This window comes from Allobosea sp. P4_H5, assembly GCF_056400825.1.
Genome location: NZ_JBFUKM010000012.1, coordinates 193,590 through 211,937 on the forward strand (window position 1 = coordinate 193,590; position 18,348 = coordinate 211,937).

The 18,348-nt window shown below is 65.9% G+C and carries 17 protein-coding genes; 7 read left to right on the top strand and 10 right to left on the bottom strand.

Translation table 11 applies throughout. The features are described 5' to 3' along the window. Positions 1–13: 13 nt before the first annotated feature. The 4 genes from AC1DS0_RS23730 to AC1DS0_RS23745 all read right to left on the bottom strand — a co-directional run bounded on the left by AC1DS0_RS23730 (position 14) and on the right by AC1DS0_RS23745 (position 5,713). On the bottom strand, positions 14–3,070 hold the full coding sequence (locus AC1DS0_RS23730) for an autotransporter family protein (RefSeq protein ID WP_476816701.1): 3,057 nt from the start codon (positions 3,068–3,070) through the stop codon (positions 14–16). A gap of 469 nt (positions 3,071–3,539) precedes the next feature. Continuing rightward, on the bottom strand, positions 3,540–4,265 hold the full coding sequence (gene phbB, locus AC1DS0_RS23735) for an acetoacetyl-CoA reductase (protein ID WP_476816702.1): 726 nt from the start codon (positions 4,263–4,265) through the stop codon (positions 3,540–3,542). A 40-nt stretch (positions 4,266–4,305) separates the two neighbouring features. Then, positions 4,306–4,521, bottom strand: coding sequence for a DUF1737 domain-containing protein (locus AC1DS0_RS23740; RefSeq protein ID WP_476816703.1), 216 nt, complete (start codon positions 4,519–4,521; stop codon positions 4,306–4,308). A gap of 13 nt (positions 4,522–4,534) precedes the next feature. Next, entirely contained in the window at positions 4,535–5,713 is a 1,179-nt protein-coding gene (locus AC1DS0_RS23745; RefSeq protein WP_476816704.1) for an acetyl-CoA C-acetyltransferase, read from the bottom strand. 248 nt (positions 5,714–5,961) lie between these two features. On the opposite strand from AC1DS0_RS23745, the gene phaR reads away from it, so the two are divergent. Beyond that, complete coding sequence (gene phaR / locus AC1DS0_RS23750) at positions 5,962–6,537, top strand: polyhydroxyalkanoate synthesis repressor PhaR (protein ID WP_476816705.1); 576 nt, start codon at positions 5,962–5,964, stop codon at positions 6,535–6,537. A gap of 35 nt (positions 6,538–6,572) precedes the next feature. On the opposite strand, the gene AC1DS0_RS23755 is transcribed toward phaR, so the two are convergent. Continuing rightward, positions 6,573–8,270, bottom strand: a complete 1,698-nt coding sequence (locus AC1DS0_RS23755; protein WP_476816706.1) for an EAL domain-containing protein — start codon at positions 8,268–8,270, stop codon at positions 6,573–6,575. Positions 8,271–8,437: 167 nt separating this feature from the next. Between AC1DS0_RS23755 and AC1DS0_RS23760 the strand changes: the two genes are divergently transcribed. Continuing rightward, entirely contained in the window at positions 8,438–8,656 is a 219-nt protein-coding gene (locus AC1DS0_RS23760) for a hypothetical protein (RefSeq protein WP_476816707.1), read from the top strand. A gap of 77 nt (positions 8,657–8,733) precedes the next feature. On the opposite strand, the gene rpmF is transcribed toward AC1DS0_RS23760, so the two are convergent. Then, a complete protein-coding gene (rpmF, locus tag AC1DS0_RS23765) occupies positions 8,734–8,919 on the bottom strand; it encodes a 50S ribosomal protein L32 (RefSeq protein ID WP_057189713.1) in 186 nt (61 codons plus the stop codon). Between the two features lie 90 nt (positions 8,920–9,009). Further along, positions 9,010–9,738, bottom strand: coding sequence for a monofunctional biosynthetic peptidoglycan transglycosylase (mtgA, locus tag AC1DS0_RS23770; RefSeq protein WP_476816708.1), 729 nt, complete (start codon positions 9,736–9,738; stop codon positions 9,010–9,012). A 134-nt stretch (positions 9,739–9,872) separates the two neighbouring features. On the opposite strand from mtgA, the gene AC1DS0_RS23775 reads away from it, so the two are divergent. Continuing rightward, positions 9,873–10,826 (top strand): polyprenyl synthetase family protein, encoded by a 954-nt coding sequence (locus tag AC1DS0_RS23775; RefSeq protein WP_476816709.1) that lies wholly within the window; start codon positions 9,873–9,875, stop codon positions 10,824–10,826. A 4-nt stretch (positions 10,827–10,830) separates the two neighbouring features. On the opposite strand, the gene AC1DS0_RS23780 is transcribed toward AC1DS0_RS23775, so the two are convergent. The 3 genes from AC1DS0_RS23780 to AC1DS0_RS23790 form a co-directional block, all read right to left on the bottom strand. Continuing rightward, complete coding sequence (locus tag AC1DS0_RS23780) at positions 10,831–12,816, bottom strand: potassium transporter Kup (RefSeq protein WP_476816710.1); 1,986 nt, start codon at positions 12,814–12,816, stop codon at positions 10,831–10,833. Between the two features lie 272 nt (positions 12,817–13,088). After that, positions 13,089–14,366: a flavodoxin-dependent (E)-4-hydroxy-3-methylbut-2-enyl-diphosphate synthase gene (gene ispG, locus AC1DS0_RS23785; RefSeq protein ID WP_476816711.1), complete on the bottom strand. Its 1,278-nt coding sequence runs from the start codon at positions 14,364–14,366 to the stop codon at positions 13,089–13,091. Positions 14,367–14,522: 156 nt separating this feature from the next. Further along, on the bottom strand, positions 14,523–15,083 hold the full coding sequence (locus AC1DS0_RS23790) for a transcriptional repressor (protein WP_476816712.1): 561 nt from the start codon (positions 15,081–15,083) through the stop codon (positions 14,523–14,525). A gap of 126 nt (positions 15,084–15,209) precedes the next feature. Between AC1DS0_RS23790 and AC1DS0_RS23795 the strand changes: the two genes are divergently transcribed. The 4 genes from AC1DS0_RS23795 (at position 15,210) to AC1DS0_RS23810 (ending at position 18,346) form a co-directional block, all read left to right on the top strand. After that, on the top strand, positions 15,210–15,995 hold the full coding sequence (locus AC1DS0_RS23795) for a 3-hydroxybutyrate dehydrogenase (RefSeq protein WP_476816713.1): 786 nt from the start codon (positions 15,210–15,212) through the stop codon (positions 15,993–15,995). Continuing rightward, complete coding sequence (locus AC1DS0_RS23800) at positions 15,992–17,059, top strand: patatin-like phospholipase family protein (protein WP_476816714.1); 1,068 nt, start codon at positions 15,992–15,994, stop codon at positions 17,057–17,059. Before AC1DS0_RS23795 ends, AC1DS0_RS23800 begins: the two co-directional genes overlap by 4 nt. A 140-nt stretch (positions 17,060–17,199) precedes the next feature. Then, positions 17,200–17,907 (top strand): L,D-transpeptidase, encoded by a 708-nt coding sequence (locus AC1DS0_RS23805; protein WP_476816715.1) that lies wholly within the window; start codon positions 17,200–17,202, stop codon positions 17,905–17,907. A gap of 223 nt (positions 17,908–18,130) precedes the next feature. After that, positions 18,131–18,346 carry a DUF1059 domain-containing protein gene (locus tag AC1DS0_RS23810; RefSeq protein WP_476816716.1) on the top strand — a complete coding sequence of 72 codons (216 nt, stop codon included), beginning with the start codon at positions 18,131–18,133 and terminating at the stop codon, positions 18,344–18,346. Positions 18,347–18,348 lie beyond the last annotated feature (2 nt).

An 18,348-nucleotide genomic window follows, 5' to 3' on the forward strand; every position in this document is an offset into this window, starting at 1 on the left:
CACATGGCGTACCTCACCAGATGACGCGCAGCCCGAGATTGCCACGCACGCTGTGGCCCTTGTCGTCGCCGAGCGGCGTCACATAGCCGCCCGTCGCATAGAGGCTGACATTGGCGGTGAGCTTGGCGATCACGCCGCCGCCGACCTCAAGCGAAGTCCCCCTGAAACGCGTCGGGATCACATCGGTCGCGTCGAACAGGACTTTGTCGGTGCGGCTGAAATTGTGCCAGAGATTCGCGGTCAGATAGGGCTGAAGCTCGGCCCCGCCCAGCAGGACGCTGGTATGCAGACGAGCGCCGATCCGCCCCGTGAGACTGTCGCCATTGTCGAAGCTCACCGCCGAGAACCTGTCACGGGTCCGGTCCAACGACAGATGCTGCCAGATCAGTTGCGCCTGCGGCTCGAGGGTGAAGCCTGCCCCGAGCGCGATCGGATAGCCGCCCTCCAACGAGGCCGTCACCGAGCTGCCTCCGATGTCGCCACGGACGCCACGGTTGGAGCGCGCATCGCCATCGTGCCAGCTGTGCATCAGCACGGCGTCGACATACCATCCCGTCGGCCCCAGATGCGTCCAGTAGGCGCCGAGGCTCTTCGCATCGAGGGTGAGCTTGCCGACCGGGCTGCGCCGCTGCCCGATGGCGAAGCCGCGAATGTCACCCTCGGCGCGCCCATAGCCGAAGAACAGGCCGAACCGGTCGCGATGGCCGCTGGGACCATCGACCCCGTACAGGTCGAGACCGGTCTGGAGCCCCCAGATACGGCCGTCGAATTCCGGATCGACGGCCCCGCGCCAACGCTGCTCGGTCCGTTCGCCGAAGACGCGCCCCCAGCCGGCAGCGAAGCTGCCTTGTGCGTTCAGCAGACCCTGCTCGCCACGGCGTTGATGGAAGGTGCCCAGCGTCGCGACGCCGAGGCGTCGCGCCATCGCCGGAGCCGCGGCATAGGCGGCGACCTCCGGACGATACAGCGGAATCGGATCCGAGCCTGCGGGCACATCGGGCAAATTCGGCGAGCCGGGCGCGGCTTGCGTATCCGAGCCACCCGTTTCCGCGACGACCGTGTTGCGCAGGTACCAGTTCTGGCTAGATCCGCCGGTGGTGCTGCCGTGGAAGAGGATGTACTCATAGGCGCCGGCCGCAACCGGCCCTGCCAACGAGAAGGCGGTCGGATTCGTCGTCGCGCCGTTGGTCGCCTCGATCACCAGGATGCCGTCGCCGCTGGTTGCGCCGCCGGATCCTCCGACATTGGTGATCGCGAGCTGCGAGGTTCCGCTCGCCGTCCCGCCATTGATCACCAGCAGGTCCGACGGCGAACCGTCGCTGCCGAGATAGGTGTTGAGCGCGACGGTGCCGCCCTGGCCGACATAGCTGGACACGGTGAGGGTGTTGCCGATGCCGCTACCGCCGACCTGCGCCCTGCCGGCATTGGTCAACGTGCCGCCGATCGTGAAATTGCCCTTGCCAGCGCTGGCAAAGGCCGCCAGCGCATCGGCTACCGCAAGGCTGCCGCTGTTCGTCACCGAGCCGGCGACGCGGCCATAGCCGCCGAAGGTCGCGCCGGCCGCGACCGAAACCGGGCCGCCTCCAGCGAGCGCCGCGCCGCGGTTGGCGGCATCGCCGATCGCCAGTGTTCCAGCTGTGACGCTCGTCGCACCCGTATAGGTGTTGACGCTCGTCAGCACCGTCGTGCCGGACCCGTCCTGAGTGAGCGCACCGGTCCCGGAGATGGTGCCGGCAAACGTCACCAGATCGGAACGGTTGAAGGCGAGCCTGCCATTGTTGGTGACGTTCCCGACGATGCTGCCACTTGTCCCGCCAGCACCAAGCTGCAGCGTGCCCTGCGTGATGGTGGTGCCACCGGTATAGGTATTGCTGCCCGTCAGGATCGTGGTGCCCGCTCCGGTCTTCTCGACCGCGCCCGTGCCGCTGATGGTGCCGGCATAGGTGCCCACATCCGGCTGGGTGAAACGGACCAGGCCGTTATTGGTGACGGCCGGCGTGATACCGAGGGCCGGACCTTCGAGGATGCCTGCCGGATCGACGATCGTCCGGCCCGCGAAGGCGGAATTGTCGCCGGTCAATCGCAGCGTGCCCTGCTGCACGGTGACAAGCTGGAAATCGGTCAGGGAACCACTCAGGGTCCAGGTACCCGCCTCGATCTTGTCCAGACGCTCGAAGCCGGTGACGAGGCTGGCGTTCATCGCCGAGGGGCCTGATCCGGCGAGCACCAGGAGGTCGGTTCCGCTGCCGCCCGTGATCGTCTGCGTCGCCGAGACGTGGGCGTCCCCAAGATTGCGCAATGTGGCAGTATCGTCGCCATCGCCCATGTCGATCAGGCCGCCAATCGTGCCGCCGCCCTGCCAGAGGAAAGTGTCGTTGCCGGCGCTCATCCGGATCTCGCCGCCGATCGCACCACCGGTCACGGTGACGCTGTCGGTGCCGCCGCTGACGCTGATATTGCCGCCGATCGAGCCGCCCGAGATCGTGACCGTGTCGTTGCCGAAGCCGGTGACCAGATTGCCGATGATCCGGCCGCCCGACATGTCGAAGATGTTGTTGTCGAGCTTCATGTCGACACGGCCAATCGTGCCGCCCGTCATCGTCGCCACGTCGCCATCCTCGAACGCGCCGACGATCGTCCCACCCGTCATCAGGAACGTGTCGCGTTGGTCGCCCTGCGCCAGCGAGCCGATGGTGCCGCCAGTCATGATGAAGCTGTCGATGCCGCTTCCCTGGTTGACGGCGCCGTTGACGGTTCCGGCATTGATCTCGAAGCTGTCGGCGCCCGCTCCGGTGGTGACGCCTCCGGTCACGGTGAGAGTGCTGCCCCCGGGCAGCGTGATCAGGCTGGTGCCGACGGTATTCGTGTAGTTCGCAATGGTCCCGCCATTGAAGGTGATCGTCTTGGTTCCGGCCCCGCCGGTGACGCCGCCATTATAGGTCCCGCTATCGACAGTGAGTGTGTCGTTGCCAGCCTGGAGATCAACCGGCGCAGCGGTCGGATCGGGAGCGGAGCCGGCATTGCAGATGACGATGTCGTCACCGGCGGTGGTCGCACCACAGCCTGCCAAGGCAGCGTCTGCGTGGAGTGCGTAGGCGACCAGTAACGAGGTCGACAGCAATGCGAGACAGCGAGCCCTTGCAGACTTCAACGGCTTCCCCTTTTTTCCGGCCTATAACTTCGAGCGGCCTACTGGACCTCGCTTGCAGAAAACGAAAGACGACCATCGATCGCCTCTCGATAGTCGAAGCGATTCCAAACTCGGGGTCCAGCGAAGTTTCGGCGGGATGATTAAGGGAGAATTAACGGAATTTGGCCTGGGAGAGAGTTGAGAATACGATAAGGCACTGGAATATTTAAATTTTTAAGCCTGTCTCAACCCTAGCTCTGCCCAATTCGAGCTGCGCTCGGCACATGGCCGAATTGCACGCATCTGAAATAAGAAACCAGAAAAGCGCGGCCAGATTGCGCTGACCACACGGAAGATCCAGGCCGCCGCTTCGCATGCCGAAGCGTGCGATGCGGCGACCTGAAGGGACTCACGCCATATACTGGCCGCCATTGGCGGAGAGCGTCGATCCGGTGATGAAGCCGGCCTCGTCGCTGGCGAGGAAGACGACCGCCCGCGCGATCTCTGCGGGCTCGCCGAGGCGCCCGACCGGGATATGCGGCAGGATCGACTTCTCGATCACGGCCGGATCGATCGCCTTGACCATCTCGGTCCCGATATAGCCGGGGCAGATCGCATTCACCGTGATCCCGGCCCGCGCCCCCTCCTGCGCCAACGCCTTGACGAAGCCGATGTCGCCGGCCTTGGCGGCGGAGTAGTTGACCTGGCCCATCTGGCCCTTCTGGCCGTTGATCGACGAGATGCAGATGACGCGGCCGAACTTGCGGGTGCGCATGCCCTCCCAGACCGGGCGGGTCATGTTGAAGAGCGAGTTGAGGTTGGTGTTGATGACCGCGTCCCACTGCTCCTTGGTCATCTTGTGGAACATACCATCGCGGGTGATGCCGGCATTGTTGACGAGCACGTCGACCGGCCCGAGCTCGGCCTCGACCTTGGCGATCCCGGCGACGCAGGATTCATAGCCCGAGACGTCCCATTTATAGGTCTTGATACCGGTCTCGGCGGTGAACTTGGCCGCGGCCTCGTCATTGCCGGCATAGCTCGCCGCCACGGTGTAGCCGGCCGCTTTCAAGCCCTTCGAAATCGCCTCCCCGATGCCACGGGACCCGCCCGTCACCAGTGCAACCTTAGCCATCGTCGTCTTCTCCCTCTTAGACGCGGCTATGAAGGCCGCGTTATTCTTTGCTGAGATCGAGACCGGGCTCGTAGGCCCGGTCGATATCCTTGATGATCGCCTGCCCGCAGATCACCCGCCCCGTCTTCTCGTCATAGGTCAGGGTCGGGTGGCCATAGAGCATCCAGCCACGGCTCAGCGCATCCGAGACCCGATGACAAAACGAGGCGTCATCGGGACCGGTTAGATAGCGATAGAGCGTGGTCTGCTTCGGCATGGCGGAGAGCTGCTCAGCGCTCCACCGCCAGGGCGATACCCATGCCACCGCCGATGCACAGCGTGGCGAGGCCCTTCTTGGCGTCGCGCTTGGCCATTTCGTGGAGCAGCGTCACCAGCACGCGCGCGCCGGACGCGCCGATCGGATGGCCGATCGCGATCGCGCCGCCATTGACGTTGACGATCGAGGGATCCCAGCCGAGATCCTTGTTCACCGCCAGCGCCTGCGCCGCGAAGGCCTCGTTGGCCTCGACCAGATCGAGATCGCCGACCTTCCAGCCGGCCTTCTCCAGCGCCTTGCGCGTCGCCGGGATCGGGCCCGAGCCCATGATCGCCGGATCGACGCCGGCCGTCGCCCAGGAGGCGATGCGGGCCAGCGGGGTCAAGCCGCGCTTGCTCGCTTCCTTCGCCGTCATCAGCACCAGCGCGGCGGCGCCGTCATTGAGGCCCGAGGCGTTGCCGGCAGTCACCGTGCCGTCCTTCGAGAAGGCAGGCTTCAGCTTGGCCATAGCCTCCAGCGTCGCGCCGTCGCGGATGTATTCGTCGGTGTCGACGACGATGTCGCCCTTGCGCGTCGAGATCGTGATCGGCGCGATCTCGTCCTTGAAGCGGCCGGCCTTCCGGGCGGCTTCGGCCTTGTTCTGCGAGCCGACGGCGAAGCGGTCCTGCTCCTCGCGGCTGATTTGCCATTTGGACGCGACGTTCTCCGCCGTGGTGCCCATGTGATAGCCGTGGAAGATGTCCCAGAGGCCGTCCTTGATCATCGTGTCGATGAACTTGACGTCGCCCATCTTGGTGCCGGCACGCATATGCGAGGCGTGAGCCGAAAGCGACATCGATTCCTGGCCGCCGGCGACGATGATGCTGGCATCGCCATTGGCGATCTGCTGCATGCCGATCGCCACTGCCCGCAGGCCCGACCCGCAGACCTGATTGAGGCCCCAGGCCGTCGAGCCCTGCGGCACGCCGGCGTCGACCGCTGCCTTGCGAGCCGGGTTCTGGCCCTGCGCCGCCGTCAGCACCTGGCCGAGGATGACCTCGTCGACCTCGCCGGCATCGACCCTGGCGCGCTTCAGAACCTCCTTGATCACCGCCGAGCCGAGATCGTGAGCCGGCGTATTGGCGAAGGCGCCGTTGAAGGAGCCGACCGCCGTGCGCGCTGCGCCGACGATCACGATGTCATTCTCAGCCATGGGGCTCTTCCTCCGGTTCGCTCGCCGGCCACGCGGCACGGCGGCTTGTCTTGCCCACCTTCGAAGGGTGAAACGACGCCGTCAAGCGGGCTGAGCAGCCAAGCTTATCTTCGAGGCAGACTCGGCTCGATCTCGCCACGCGCTCAAAAAACTTGCAGCAGGCAGCCGAAGAGTTATCGTTCCTACCGGGACCGTTCTCCGGCCTGCCCGATCCCTCGGGCTTGGCCGCAACTCACCGCGTGGGGTCGATGGCCAGCGACAAAGAACCGACTGTCATCAAGAAATACGCCAATCGTCGGCTATACCACACAGGTACGAGCTCCTACGTGACGCTGGAGGATCTGGCCGGGCTGGTGCGCAAGGGCGAGGATTTCGTCGTCTACGACGCCAAGAGCGGCGAGGATATCACCCGCTCGGTGCTGGCCCAGATCATCTTCGACGAAGAGAGCAAGGACGGGCAGAATCTCTTGCCTATCACCTTCCTGCGCCAGCTGATCCGTTTCTATGGCGACAGCATGCAGGCGTTGGTGCCGCGCTATCTCGAATTCTCGATGGATAATCTGACGCAAGACCAGAACAAGATCCGCGAGCAGATGGGCAAGGCCTTCGGCACTGGCGCGATGGATGCGCTCCAGGCCCAGACGCGCGCCAATATGCAGATGTTCACCGAGGCTTTCCGCCTGTTCAACCCGTTCGCGGCGGCGGCCGCCGCAAAGGGCCGAGGCGAAGCGCCGGCCCAGGGCGAGAACGGCGAACTCGGCGATCTCAAGCGCGAGCTCAACGAGATGCGCGAGCGGCTCGACAAGCTCGCCAAGGACAAGTGAGCGGCAGTTCCGCCTGGAGCTGATCGCCCGCGATATCAGCCCGCCGCGCGCAGCGGCGGGCCGTCATACGTTTCGTCCGGCAGGCTCAGCTCGGCCTTGCCGACCAGGTGTCCCTGCAGATAGGTGACGCCCCAATCGCACAGCATCGAAGCCTGCAGCTCGTCGTCGACCCATTCGGCGACGGTCTCGACGCCGAGATGATGCGCCAGCTCCAGCAAAGTGCGCACGAAGAAGCGATCATCGGTCGAACGCCGCAGGTTCTGCGTAAAGGCGCCGTCGAGCTTGAGGATGTCGATCGGAAAGGCGCGCAGATGCCGCAGCGACGTGTGGCCTGCGCCGAAATCGTCGATCGCCACCCGGGCGCCGCGCTGCTTGATCCTGGTCAAGAGCTTGGCCATCCGCTCGGGATCCTCGATCGTCGCCGTCTCCGTGACCTCGACGATCAGGCGCTTCGCCACGATCGGGTTCGCCCCGGCGCTCGCCTCGAACCCCTCGATCCAGTCGGCCTCCGCCAGGGTGCGCGGCGAGACGTTGATCGACAGCACCGCGTCTTGCCGTTCCGCCAGATGCGTCATGGCGAGTTCGAGCACGCGATGGTCGAACAGATTTACCAGGCCCCGCCTTTCGAGCAGGGGCACCAGCTCGGCCGCGGCGAGGAAGCCGCCCTGCGGACGCTCGACCCGTAGCAGCGCCTCGTTGAAGGCCAGAGTGCGGCCCTTCGCCGTCACCACCGGCTGAAAGGCCAGCCGCACCCTACGCTCGTTCAGCGCGACGACAGCTTCGAGATCGAGCCGCGGCGCGGCAGCACCACCGGTCTCGGCCGCAACCGGCCGGCGCGCGATCACGGCATTGTCGAGCCCCGCCGCCTCGGCGCCTGAGAGTGCACTTTCGGCCGCCTTGACCAGCGTCGCACCTTCACGGGTCAGGTCCGGGGCGATCGCTGCACCGACGCGCAGCCTGACCAGCGCGATCCCGCGTGAGCTTTCGACCGCCGAGCGGGCAACAGCCTTGATGAAGCGCTCCGCGGCCGCCTCGATCTGGTTTGCCGGGCAGCTGCTGAGCAGGATGGCGAAGCGATTGCCGGAATAGTGCATGAGCTGGTCGCGTCGGCGCATCACCGAATGCAGGCGCTGACGCACCTCTTCGATGATCTCCTCGGTGCCCTCATGGCCGAACTCACCATTGAGGCGTGCGAGTTCGCCGATCGCCGCGACCAGCACGACGACGGAGCGTTCCGCCGGCAGATGCTCGGCCAGGGCCTCGTCGACACGCTCGACCAGCACATCGCGGTCACAGAGATCGGCGTCGGTTGCGGTCAGTTCCTCCGGCCGCACTGCCCGCTCCAGCCTGAGCACGCCGCGTGCGCGGCTGGGGCGGCCGTCGATCCCGACGAACCAGCGCCCGGCATCCTCGATCCACATCTTGCGACCAGCGAGATCGGCGGCATAGCGCGTGCGATAGACCGCACCGTCGCCGAGATCATGCCCGCCCGAGGAGAAGATCGCATCGTAGCGGCTGCGTCCGCTCCCGGGTTCGACCAGTCCGGCGAAGGATAGGCCGCGCTGCAGCACGGCTAATGGAACAGGACCGAGCACCTCGGCCGCATTCGGACCCCAGCTCAGCGTGTCGCTACCGATATCCCAACTGTAAGCCACTTCGCCGATCGATGAGAGCAGGCTGCGCGGCTCGACGATCCTCTCGTCGCGGGAACCGAACAGGGACGGCGCAGACATGATGCGGCTGCCTCGGACGACGGGTTGGAGAGCCGCCCCGTCCTGATTGCGGAATGGCGGGAAACTGTGCCGAAACGATGCAGGAGGCGGCGTTAACGGCCGGTTAAGGCCGGCGTCCGGATTGCAAGGATTCGCTCCCGACCCCCCAGATGTTCCGGAGCGGCACGATGATTGAGACAGGACAGCCCRAAGCGGCCTCCTTCACGGAGCAAGAGGAACCCACGCCGAGGGTTCCCGCCGCTTTCCTCGTCCAGGTCGCCGCGAGCCAGGCTGGGATCGGCCCCTTCGCCGGCCGCGACCGCGAGACGCCCTTCATCGGCGCCCGCCGCTATTATGAAGGAATGGCGCGTCGCCAGCCCCCTCTCAAGCTTCTGCGCTCGGCCTGAAGCACAAACGCAAAAAGGCCGGCCTTTCGGCCGGCGCTCTTCGGTCTCGAAGACTGGGGCCGCAGGGCCCCGCCATATCAGGCCTCGGTCTTGGCCTTCAGAACCTGACGGCCGCGGTACATGCCGGACTTCAGGTCGATATGATGCGGACGGCGCAGCTCGCCCGAGTTCTTGTCTTCGATATAGGTGGGCTGCTTCAGCGCGTCGGCCGAGCGGCGCATGCCGCGCTTCGACGGCGAAGTCTTTCTCTTCGGAACGGCCATCGGTACTCTCCATCATGCCTTCGCGCGAGGCGGGGCATTTCACCCGCACCACTGTCGCGACGACGTCACATTCGTGATGAGGGCTGGCCTTTACACGCTCGCGCGGGCTCTGGCTAGACCATGCTGCGGAAAAAGTGGTGCCTGCGCGCTGGCGCCGGCCGGAAGCGCACAGTTTCCAAGCGGCCCGAGCTGGTTCATCCGCCTTTGCACCCGGCCGGCGGCCGCCAGCAAGGCTCGGCTCGGCCGCGACGGGTTGCGCAGGATCGGGTTCGGCAGGGCTCCGGCGAGCCTGGCGGCCTCTGCCGGCGTCAGGCGCGAGGCGGGCTTGCCGAAATGGCGCTGGGCCGCCGCTTCCGCCCCGAAGACGCCCTCGCCCCATTCGGCGATGTTGAGATAGACCTCGATCACCCGCCGCTTCGGCCAGGCGAGGTCGATCGCCAGGGCCATCGGCAGCTCCAGCCCCTTGCGCAGATAGGAGCGGCTCGGCCAGAGGAAGAGGTTCTTGGCGGTCTGCATCGTCAGCGTCGAGGCGCCGCGGCTGGGTCCGTCCTCGTCCTGCAGCACGGCGTTGAGCTCGCCCCAGTCGACGCCCTTATGCGAGCAGAAGCGCTGGTCCTCGGAGGCGATCACCGCGCGGATCAGATAGGGCGAGATCTGCGACAGCGGCACCCAGTCACGCTCCACCGTGCGGAAGGTCAGCCAGCGGCCGAGCATCAGCGTCGAAGGCGGCGGCACGAAACGATAGAGCAGCAGCAGGGCGGCGAAGACGATCGCCAGCACCAGCGCGAGCCGGACCAGGGCACGGACGATCCGTCCCACGAGGCCCCCGCGTCGTGGAGCTGGGTTGTCTGCCATCTGCGTCATGCCCCCACGCTTGACGATTACGGCTGCCTCCGGCAAGCCCCGCGCGCCAGGTCAGCGCCAGATCAGGCTGCCAAACGCGAGAGATGATGATGAGTTCCGTGGAACGGACTGCCCCCGCCGCGGCCCTGGCCAGCGCCTTGTCGAAGACGGCAGCGGCCATCGAAACCCTGCTCGATGCGCTGCTGCGGGAGGAGCTCGAGGCTGGCGAGATCCATCGCCCTGCCCGGCTCCTCGCCGCGATGCGCCATGGTGCGCTCGGCGGCGGCAAGCGCCTACGGCCCTTCCTCGTGGTCGAGACGGCCAAGCTTTTCGGCGTTCCCGCCGAGCAGGCGCTGCGTGCCGGCGCCGCCGTCGAGCTCGCCCATTGCTATTCGCTCGTCCATGACGACCTGCCGGCCATGGATGACGACGACACCCGCCGCGGCCGCCCGACCGTGCACAAGGCCTATGACGAGGCGACCGCGATCCTCGCCGGCGACGGCCTGCTGACCCTCGCCTTCGACGTCATCGCCGATCCCAGGACCCATCCGGACGGCGAGACCCGCGCCGCGATCATCCTGCTTTTTTCCCGCGCGCTCGGGCTTGGCGGCATGGTCGGCGGCCAGATGCTTGATCTTGCCGCCGAAAGGCGCTTTGGCGACGACGGCGCGGCAGAGAAGCTCGGCCAGACCGAGATCCGGCGGATGCAGGCGATGAAGACCGGCGCGCTGCTCGCCGGCAGCGTCCTGATCGGCGCTCGCCTCGGCCAGGCCGATCCGACGCGGATGGCGGCGCTGGAGCGCTACGGCAAGGCGCTGGGCGCAGCCTTCCAGGTCGCCGACGACATCCTCGATATCGAAGCGAGCCCGGAGCAGATGGGCAAGGCGACGGCCAAGGACGACGCCAGGGGCAAGGCGACGCTGGTCACCGCGCTCGGGCTCGACGCGGCCAAGCGCGAGCGCGACCGGCTGAGCGACGAGGCGATCGCGGCGATCGCCGGCTTCGGGCCGGAAGCTGCGATGCTGCGCGCGGCGGCGCAGTTCACCGCCCAGCGCAAGAGCTGATACGTCAGACCGTGACCTGCGTGCCGACCTCGACGACGCGGCCGGTCGGGATCTGGAAGAAGTTGGTGGCGTCGGTCGCACTCTTGGTCAGGCCGATATAGAGGTTGTCTTGCCAGATCGGCATGCCCGATTGCGGCGAGGCCTTGATCGAGCGGCGCGACAGGAAGAACGAGGTCGACATGATGTCGAACTTGAAGCCCTGCTTGCGCAGGATGGCCAGCCCCTTCGGCACGTTCGGGCTTTCCATGTAGCCGTAGACCATCTCGACGCGCCAGAAATCGTCGGTGATCCGCGAAAGCCTGACGCGCTCGCTCTCGGCAACGCGCGGGGTATCGGCCGAGCGCACGGTCAGGATGACGTTGCGCTCATGCAGCACCTTGTTGTGCTTGAGGTTGTGCAGCAGCGAGGCCGGCGCCGTCTCCGGATCGCTGGTCAGGAACACCGCCATGCCCTTGACCCGGTAGGGCGGACTCTTGGTCAGCATCCCGACCAGCTCGAGCAGCGGCACGTCGGTCTTGCGGGTCTTGTCGAACAGGATCTTGGTGCCGCGCACCCAGGTCCACATCAGGAGGACGAGCGCCATGGCGAACAGCACCGGCACATAGCCACCGCTGAGCAGCTTCAGCAGGTTTGCCGAGAAGAAGGCGACATCGATGATGAGGAAAGGCAGGATCACAGCCACAGCGGCCGCCAGGCCCCAGCGCCAGCCCCGCCAGATCACGATGAAGGCGAGCAACGAGTCGACCAGCATCGCCCCGAATACCGAGATGCCATAGGCATGTGAGAGGTTGGACGAGGTCTTGAAGGTCCAGACCAGCAGCAGCACCGTGAAGAGCAGCAGTATGTTGATACGCGGGATGTAGATCTGCCCGGAGGTGTGCTCGGAAGTGTGGCGGATCTCGAGGCGCGGCAGCAGGCCGAGCTGGATCGCCTGCCGGGTCAGCGAATAGGCACCGGTGATCACCGCCTGGCTCGCGATGATGGTGGCGAGCGTCGCCATGATCACCAGCGGCAGGATCAGCGCCGGCGGGGCGAGCTTGTAGAACGGATTATCGATCGCCGTCGGGTCGGACAGGATCAGCGCACCCTGGCCGAGATAGTTCAGCCACAAGGCCGGGAAGACCAGGTAGATCCAGGCGCTGCGGATCGGGCCGCGGCCGAAATGGCCCATATCGGCATAGAGCGCCTCGGCCCCGGTCACGGCCAGGCAGACGCTGCCGAGCACCGCGAGCGACAGCCCGGGATGGTCGAAGAAGAAGCGCACGCCGTGATAGGGATTGATCGAGGCGAAGACGCCGAGGTCGTCGGAGATGTGATAGATGCCGAGGCCGGCCAGCGTCAGGAACCAGATCGTCATGATCGGGCCGAAGAAGTTGGCGACCTTGCCGGTCCCGCGGCTCTGCACCAGGAACAGCGCGATCAGGATCACCGACGCGATCGTGATGACGTAGTCGTCGAGCACCGGCGTCACCAGCTTCAGGCCCTCGACCGCCGAAAGCACCGAGATCGCCGGCGTGATCACCGCATCGCCATAGAACAGCGCCGCGCCGGCCATGCCGAGGAAGAGCACGATGCCGCCGCGCGTGCGCCCGAGCGCGCGCTGCGCCAGTGCCACCAGGGTCAGCGTGCCGCCTTCGCCGTTGTTGTCGGCGCGCAGCAGCAGCACGACATATTTCAGCGTCACCACGACGACGAGCGACCACAGGATCAGCGAGAGCACGCCGATCACCGCAGCGCGCGGCAGCGGGCCCGTCAGGACGACTTCGGCGCCGCCGCCATGCCCGCCGGAGGCTGCGCCGGTCGCGGCCAGGATCGTCTCGCGCAGCGCGTAGAGCGGGCTGGTGCCGATGTCGCCATAGACGACGCCGAGCGCCCCGAGCGCCAATGCGGCGTAACTCTGCGTGGAGTGGCCGTTGCCGGCCGGCTCTTCGAGCCCGAAGCGATCCCCATCCGGCTTGGAGGCCGGCGGGTGCTGCTGGTCATGACCCATCAGGGCGCTCCGCGGGTGCTGCAATGCAGCGAAAGGCCGGGGCCTCTAGCACGGCATGTCTGTCCAGGCAAAGACGCTAGAGCATGTTCCCCAAAAGTGGGAACCACTTTTGGGACAAGAACATGCTCAGCTTTTTTTAGTCGCGCGAATTCTCTTCGTTCGGCCGTTTCCGGCCGAACGAAAAGCGCGCGGGCATGTTCCACACTGGCGGCAGCCACTTTCGCGCCATGCGTGCCGTGAATCGCTTCAAACGATTGAATAGTCGCCTGCGCCTATTCGGCCGCGGCAGCGCGGGCGCCGTAGCGCCGCTCGACGTAATCCTCGACCATCGTCTTGAACTCGGCGGCGATCGACGGTCCGCGCAGGGTCGCGACCTTCTTGCCGTCGACGAAGACCGGCGCGGTCGGCGTCTCGCCCGTGCCCGGCAGCGAGATGCCGATATCGGCGTGCTTGGACTCGCCCGGGCCGTTGACGATGCAGCCCATCACCGCGACGTTGAGCGCCTCGATGCCGGGATAGCGCGTCTTCCATTCGGGCATGGAGGTGGAGATCCAGCTCTGGATGTCCATCGCCAGCTCCTGGAACACCGTCGAGGTCGTCCGCCCGCAGCCCGGGCAGGCCGCGACCAGCGGCACGAAAGCCCTGAAGCCCATGGTCTGCAGCAGTTCCTGCGAGGCCTTCACCTCCAGCGTGCGGTCGCCACCCGGCTCCGGCGTCAGCGAGAAGCGGATCGTGTCGCCGATCCCGTCCTGCAGCAGCACGCCGAGCGCCGCCGAGGAGGCAACGAGTCCCTTCGAGCCCATCCCGGCCTCGGTCAGGCCGAGATGGATGGCATAGTCGCCGCGCTCCGCCAGCATGCGGTAGACGGCAATCAGATCTTGCACGCCCGAGACCTTGGCCGAGAGGATGATCTTGTCCTTGGCCAAGCCGATCTCTTCGGCGCGCTCGGCAGAGAGCAGGGCCGACTGCACCATGGCCTCGCGCATCACCGCACGCGCATCGAGCGGCTTTGGCGCAGCAGCGTTGATGTCCATCAGCGCCGTCAGCAATTCCTGGTCGAGCGAGCCCCAGTTGGCGCCGATCCGCACGCTCTTGCCATGCTTGATCGCGAGTTCGACGATCTGGCCGAACTGCCTGTCCTTCTTGTCCTTGAAGCCGACATTGCCGGGATTGATCCGGTATTTCGCCAGCGCCTGCGCACAAGCCGGATGGTCGCTCAGAAGCTTGTGGCCGATATAATGGAAATCGCCGATCAGCGGCACGTCGATGCCGAGGATGTCGAGCCGCTCGCGGATATGCGGCACCGCCGCCGCTGCCTCGTCGCGATCGACGGTGATGCGCACCAGCTCCGAGCCGGCCCGCGCCAATGCCGCGACCTGCCCAACCGTGGCCGGGATGTCGGCAGTGTCGGTATTGGTCATCGACTGCACGACGATCGGCGCGCCACCGCCGACCTGCACATGGCCGACCATCACCGGCACGGTGCGCTTGCGCGGCGCCGGCGCAGCGTCAGGCCCCTCGGGCAGGCATGTCAGCGGCTGTTCACTCATGGAATGGTCCGGATCCTTGGCCGGCAGCGGCTCGTCGCGGCTGCACTGCGCCCTTGCAGGATGATCGTCAAGCCGCCCGGAGCCGGATCCGATCAGGTTGAATAAACCTGATCGGTGAATCCGTCTCCCGCTTTTAGATGGAGACCGTTTTGCCGATCATGCTTGCAACGCAAGCTGATCGGAACGGGCTCCAGCGTCGCGACAATGCTCGCAGCGGCCGACGATCTCGACCACCTGATAGGAGGTCTGGAAGTGCCGGCCTTCGGCCATGCCCCTGATCGCCTGGCGCATCGCCGGTGAGGCGTCCTCGTCGACGCCGCCGCAGACCTCGCAGATCAGGAAGGCGACCGCCTCGTTGGCGCCATGGCCATGCGGGCAGGCGATGAAGGCGTTGCGCGAACTCAAACGGTGCACGAAACCTTGCTCGACCAGGAAGTCGAGCGCCCGGTAGATCGAGATCGGCGCCAGCCGGCGTCCGCCCGGCGGCGAGATCCGGTCGGCGAGATCATAGGCGCCGACCGGCTTGTGATCGGAATAAAGCGCCTCCAGCGCCTTGCGCCGGATCGGCGTCAGGCGCACGCCGCGCTCGCGGCAGACCTTCTCGGCCCGCGCCAGCCCGGTGGCGGCGTGGCGCGAATGGTCGTGCGCATGCTGACATAGACCATGCTCATGATCATGGGCGTGATCGTGGTGATGGGCGTCACTTGCAGGCTGCATTTTCGTCATGTTGCGTTGCAATAGCACATCGGGCACCGTCCTGGTGACCGACGCTCCCTCGCTGGCGCAATGCCAGCCTCCGCCGGTAAGTTAAGCGTTCTCAGGCCAAATGTCAGGAGCCGCCCTATGTTCCTCAAAGATCGCACCGCCCTCGTCACCGGCTCCACCTCCGGCATCGGCCTCGCCTACGCCCGCGCACTTGCTGCCGAAGGTGCCAATGTCGTGATCAACGGCTTCGGTGATGCCGACGCGATCGAGAAGGAACGCAGCGCGATCGAGGCCGACTTCAAGGTCAAGGCGCGCTACTCGGCCGCCAACATGATGAAGCCGGACGAGATCGCCGCCATGGTCGCCGAGGCCGAGAAGGAGTTCGGCGCGATCGACATCCTCGTCAACAATGCCGGCATCCAGCATGTCGCCCCGGTCGACGAGTTCCCCATCGAGAAATGGGACCAGATCATCGCGATCAACCTGTCCTCGGCCTTCCACACCACGCGCGCCGCTTTGCCGAAGATGAAGGAAAAGGGCTGGGGCCGGATCATCAACACGGCCAGCGCCCACGCCTTCGTCGCCTCGCCGTTCAAATCGGCCTATGTCGCCGCCAAGCACGGCATCGCCGGCTTCACCAAGACGGTAGCGCTGGAAGTCGCGACCAAGGGCATCACCGTCAACGCGATCGCGCCGGGCTATGTCTGGACGCCTTTGGTCGAGAAGCAGATCCCCGACACGATGAAGGCCCGTGGCCTAACCAAGGAGCAGGTCATCAACGACGTGCTCCTGCTGGCTCAGCCGACCAAGGAATTCGTCACCGTCGAGCAGGTCGCGGCACTCGCCGTCTTCCTCTGCACCGATGCGGCCAAGTCGATCACCGGCACCACCTTGCCGATGGATGGCGGCTGGACCGCCGCGTGACCGGCCGCAAGCGCAGCCGCGTCCCGCAGGTCAAGGGCCTGGCGGGGCCGAAGGCCGAGAAATCGGTCAACCTCGCACTCCAGGGCGGAGGCGCGCACGGCGCCTTCACCTGGGGCGTGCTCGACGAGATCCTCGCCGATGGCCGCATCGCCATCGAGGCGATCACCGGCGCCAGCGCCGGCGCGATGAACGCGGTGGTGCTGACCGAGGGCTGGCTCGACGGCGGCATCGACGGCGCCCGCACGGCGCTGGAGAATTTCTGGCGCCGGATCAGCGTCGACGGCAAATATGGCGGCTCGGAACGCTCGCTGCTCGACACCATGCTCGGCGCCTGGACCGATGGGCGCCCGCCGGGGCTGATCTGGTTCGAGCTCCTGTCGAAGGTGGCGAGCCCCTATGACGTCAATCCGCTCAACATCAATCCCCTTCGCGGGGTCATTTCCGACCTGATCGACTTCAGCAAGGTCAATGGCTGCGCCGACGTCAACCTGTTCATCTCGGCGACCAATGTCCGCACCGGCAAGATCAAGATCTTCACGCGCGAGGAATTGACCGCCGACCATCTGATGGCCTCCGCCTGCCTGCCGATGCTGTTCCAGGCGGTCGAGATCGACGGCGAGCCCTATTGGGACGGCGGCTATATGGGCAATCCGCCGCTGTTCCCGCTGTTCTACGAGGCCGCCGGCGACGACATCCTGCTGGTCCAGATCAACCCGCTCGAACGCCGGGAATTGCCGATCAATGCGCGGGCGATCCAGGACCGGCTCAACGAGATCACCTTCAACGCCTCGCTCTTACGCGAACTGCGCGCCATCGACTTCGTCAACCGCTTGGTCGACGACGGCAAGCTCTCGACCGGCGACTACAAGCGCGTGCTGATGCATCGCATCGATGGCGGCCTGCCGCTGTCGCAGCTCACCTCATCCTCGCGGCTCAATTCGGAATGGAATTTCCTGCTCAGCCTGCGCGATCTCGGCCGCACCGCGGCCAAGCGCTGGCTGAAACGCAACTACGCCGCCATCGGCGTGCAGGGGACATTGGATCTGAAGGAAGCGATTTCGTAAGACGTGAAGCCGAAAATACAGCGAGGCCGGAGCTTGCCAGCCGTGCCATGTGCCGGCAATCTCCGCCGCGCCAAGACGTTCAGCAGATGTATGCCGGAGTATTCTCTCGTCGGGCAGCAGGACATGGGAAGTCCAGGAACATGATCATCGACGATAGCAAGGCCGATGCCCGCAAGATGCATGAGATCGCCCTGCTCGGGCGCCCGGTGGGCCTCCTTGGCCGCCGCTCCTTCCTGGCCGGCTCGGCCGCCGGCCTCGGCGCGCTCGCGCTTGGCGGCTGCACCACCGACGGCATGAGCCTCGCCGAGGCGCAGAAGCTCTACGGGCCGGTGCCGGAGGAAAAGTTCCCGATCCCGGCGATCGACGTCACCCATGTCGATCCGAAATATTTCCGCAAGACGGTCGCCTACAACACCAAGGAAGCGCCGGGCACGATCATCGTCGATCCCGGCAACTACTACGTCTACCGCGTCGAGGACGGCGGAAACGCGACCCGTTATGGCGCCAATGTCGGCCGCGACGGCTTCCGCTGGAACGGCGACGCCTATGTCGGGCGCAAATCCGAATGGGCGACCTGGACGCCGCCCAAGGAGATGATCAAGCGCCAGCCGGAAGCCGCCAAATACGCCCGCGGCATGCCCGGCGGCCTCGACAACCCGCTCGGCGCGCGCACGCTGCATCTCTACCAGAACGGCGCCTACACGCTCTATACGATCTACGCGTCGCTCGACGCAGAATCGATCGGAAACGGCATCACCAGCGGCTGCATCGGCCTGCTCACGCAGGACATGATCCACCTCTACAACAACACGCCGGTCAAGACGAAGGTCGTCGTGCTGGCGGCCTGAGGCAGCGCCATCGCGCTTTCGATAAGGGCGCTGCCGGTGTCGGCGGCGCCCTTTTTTCATGTGCAGTGAGCCCAATCATCAATGGCGCAGTAGACTGAATAGTCGCGCTTCCCGCCATCATGGGCCTGCATATCGCTTTCGCGGCAATCGCGCCTGGGCGTACTGTGGACCAAGCAGCCCTTCGACTTGAAGGGTGCCGGATCTTCCAATCGAGGAGGACGCCATGGGACGCAAATTCATCGACTGCCGTGAATTCCCGAGCGAGATGAACTGCTCAATCGCGATCGGCGCCGATACCGAAGGCGAACTGCTGGAAGCCGCCGTCCAGCATGCCGTCAAGGTTCACGGGCATCAGGATACGCCCGAATTGCGCGGTATGCTCAGGAGCGTCATCAAGGACGGCGTTCCCCCGGAGAAAGCCCCGAGCCGGGCCGCCTGACC

Bases quoted from the DNA above. Each gene is read 5' to 3' on its own strand.
- AC1DS0_RS23780 (WP_476816710.1), bottom strand. From the start codon at position 12,816: ATGGGTCATGACCAGCAGCACCCGCCGGCCTCCAAGCCGGATGGGGAT.
- AC1DS0_RS23740 (WP_476816703.1), bottom strand. From the start codon at position 4,521: ATGCCGAAGCAGACCACGCTCTATCGCTATCTAACCGGTCCCGATGAC.
- rpmF (WP_057189713.1), bottom strand. From the start codon at position 8,919: ATGGCCGTTCCGAAGAGAAAGACTTCGCCGTCGAAGCGCGGCATGCGC.
- AC1DS0_RS23805 (WP_476816715.1), top strand. From the start codon at position 17,200: ATGATCATCGACGATAGCAAGGCCGATGCCCGCAAGATGCATGAGATC.
- phbB (WP_476816702.1), bottom strand. From the start codon at position 4,265: ATGGCTAAGGTTGCACTGGTGACGGGCGGGTCCCGTGGCATCGGGGAG.
- AC1DS0_RS23775 (WP_476816709.1), top strand. From the start codon at position 9,873: ATGAGTTCCGTGGAACGGACTGCCCCCGCCGCGGCCCTGGCCAGCGCC.
- AC1DS0_RS23755 (WP_476816706.1), bottom strand. From the start codon at position 8,270: ATGTCTGCGCCGTCCCTGTTCGGTTCCCGCGACGAGAGGATCGTCGAG.
- ispG (WP_476816711.1), bottom strand. From the start codon at position 14,366: ATGAGTGAACAGCCGCTGACATGCCTGCCCGAGGGGCCTGACGCTGCG.
- AC1DS0_RS23810 (WP_476816716.1), top strand. From the start codon at position 18,131: ATGGGACGCAAATTCATCGACTGCCGTGAATTCCCGAGCGAGATGAAC.
- AC1DS0_RS23790 (WP_476816712.1), bottom strand. From the start codon at position 15,083: ATGCAGCCTGCAAGTGACGCCCATCACCACGATCACGCCCATGATCAT.
- phaR (WP_476816705.1), top strand. From the start codon at position 5,962: ATGGCCAGCGACAAAGAACCGACTGTCATCAAGAAATACGCCAATCGT.
- AC1DS0_RS23795 (WP_476816713.1), top strand. From the start codon at position 15,210: ATGTTCCTCAAAGATCGCACCGCCCTCGTCACCGGCTCCACCTCCGGC.
- AC1DS0_RS23745 (WP_476816704.1), bottom strand. From the start codon at position 5,713: ATGGCTGAGAATGACATCGTGATCGTCGGCGCAGCGCGCACGGCGGTC.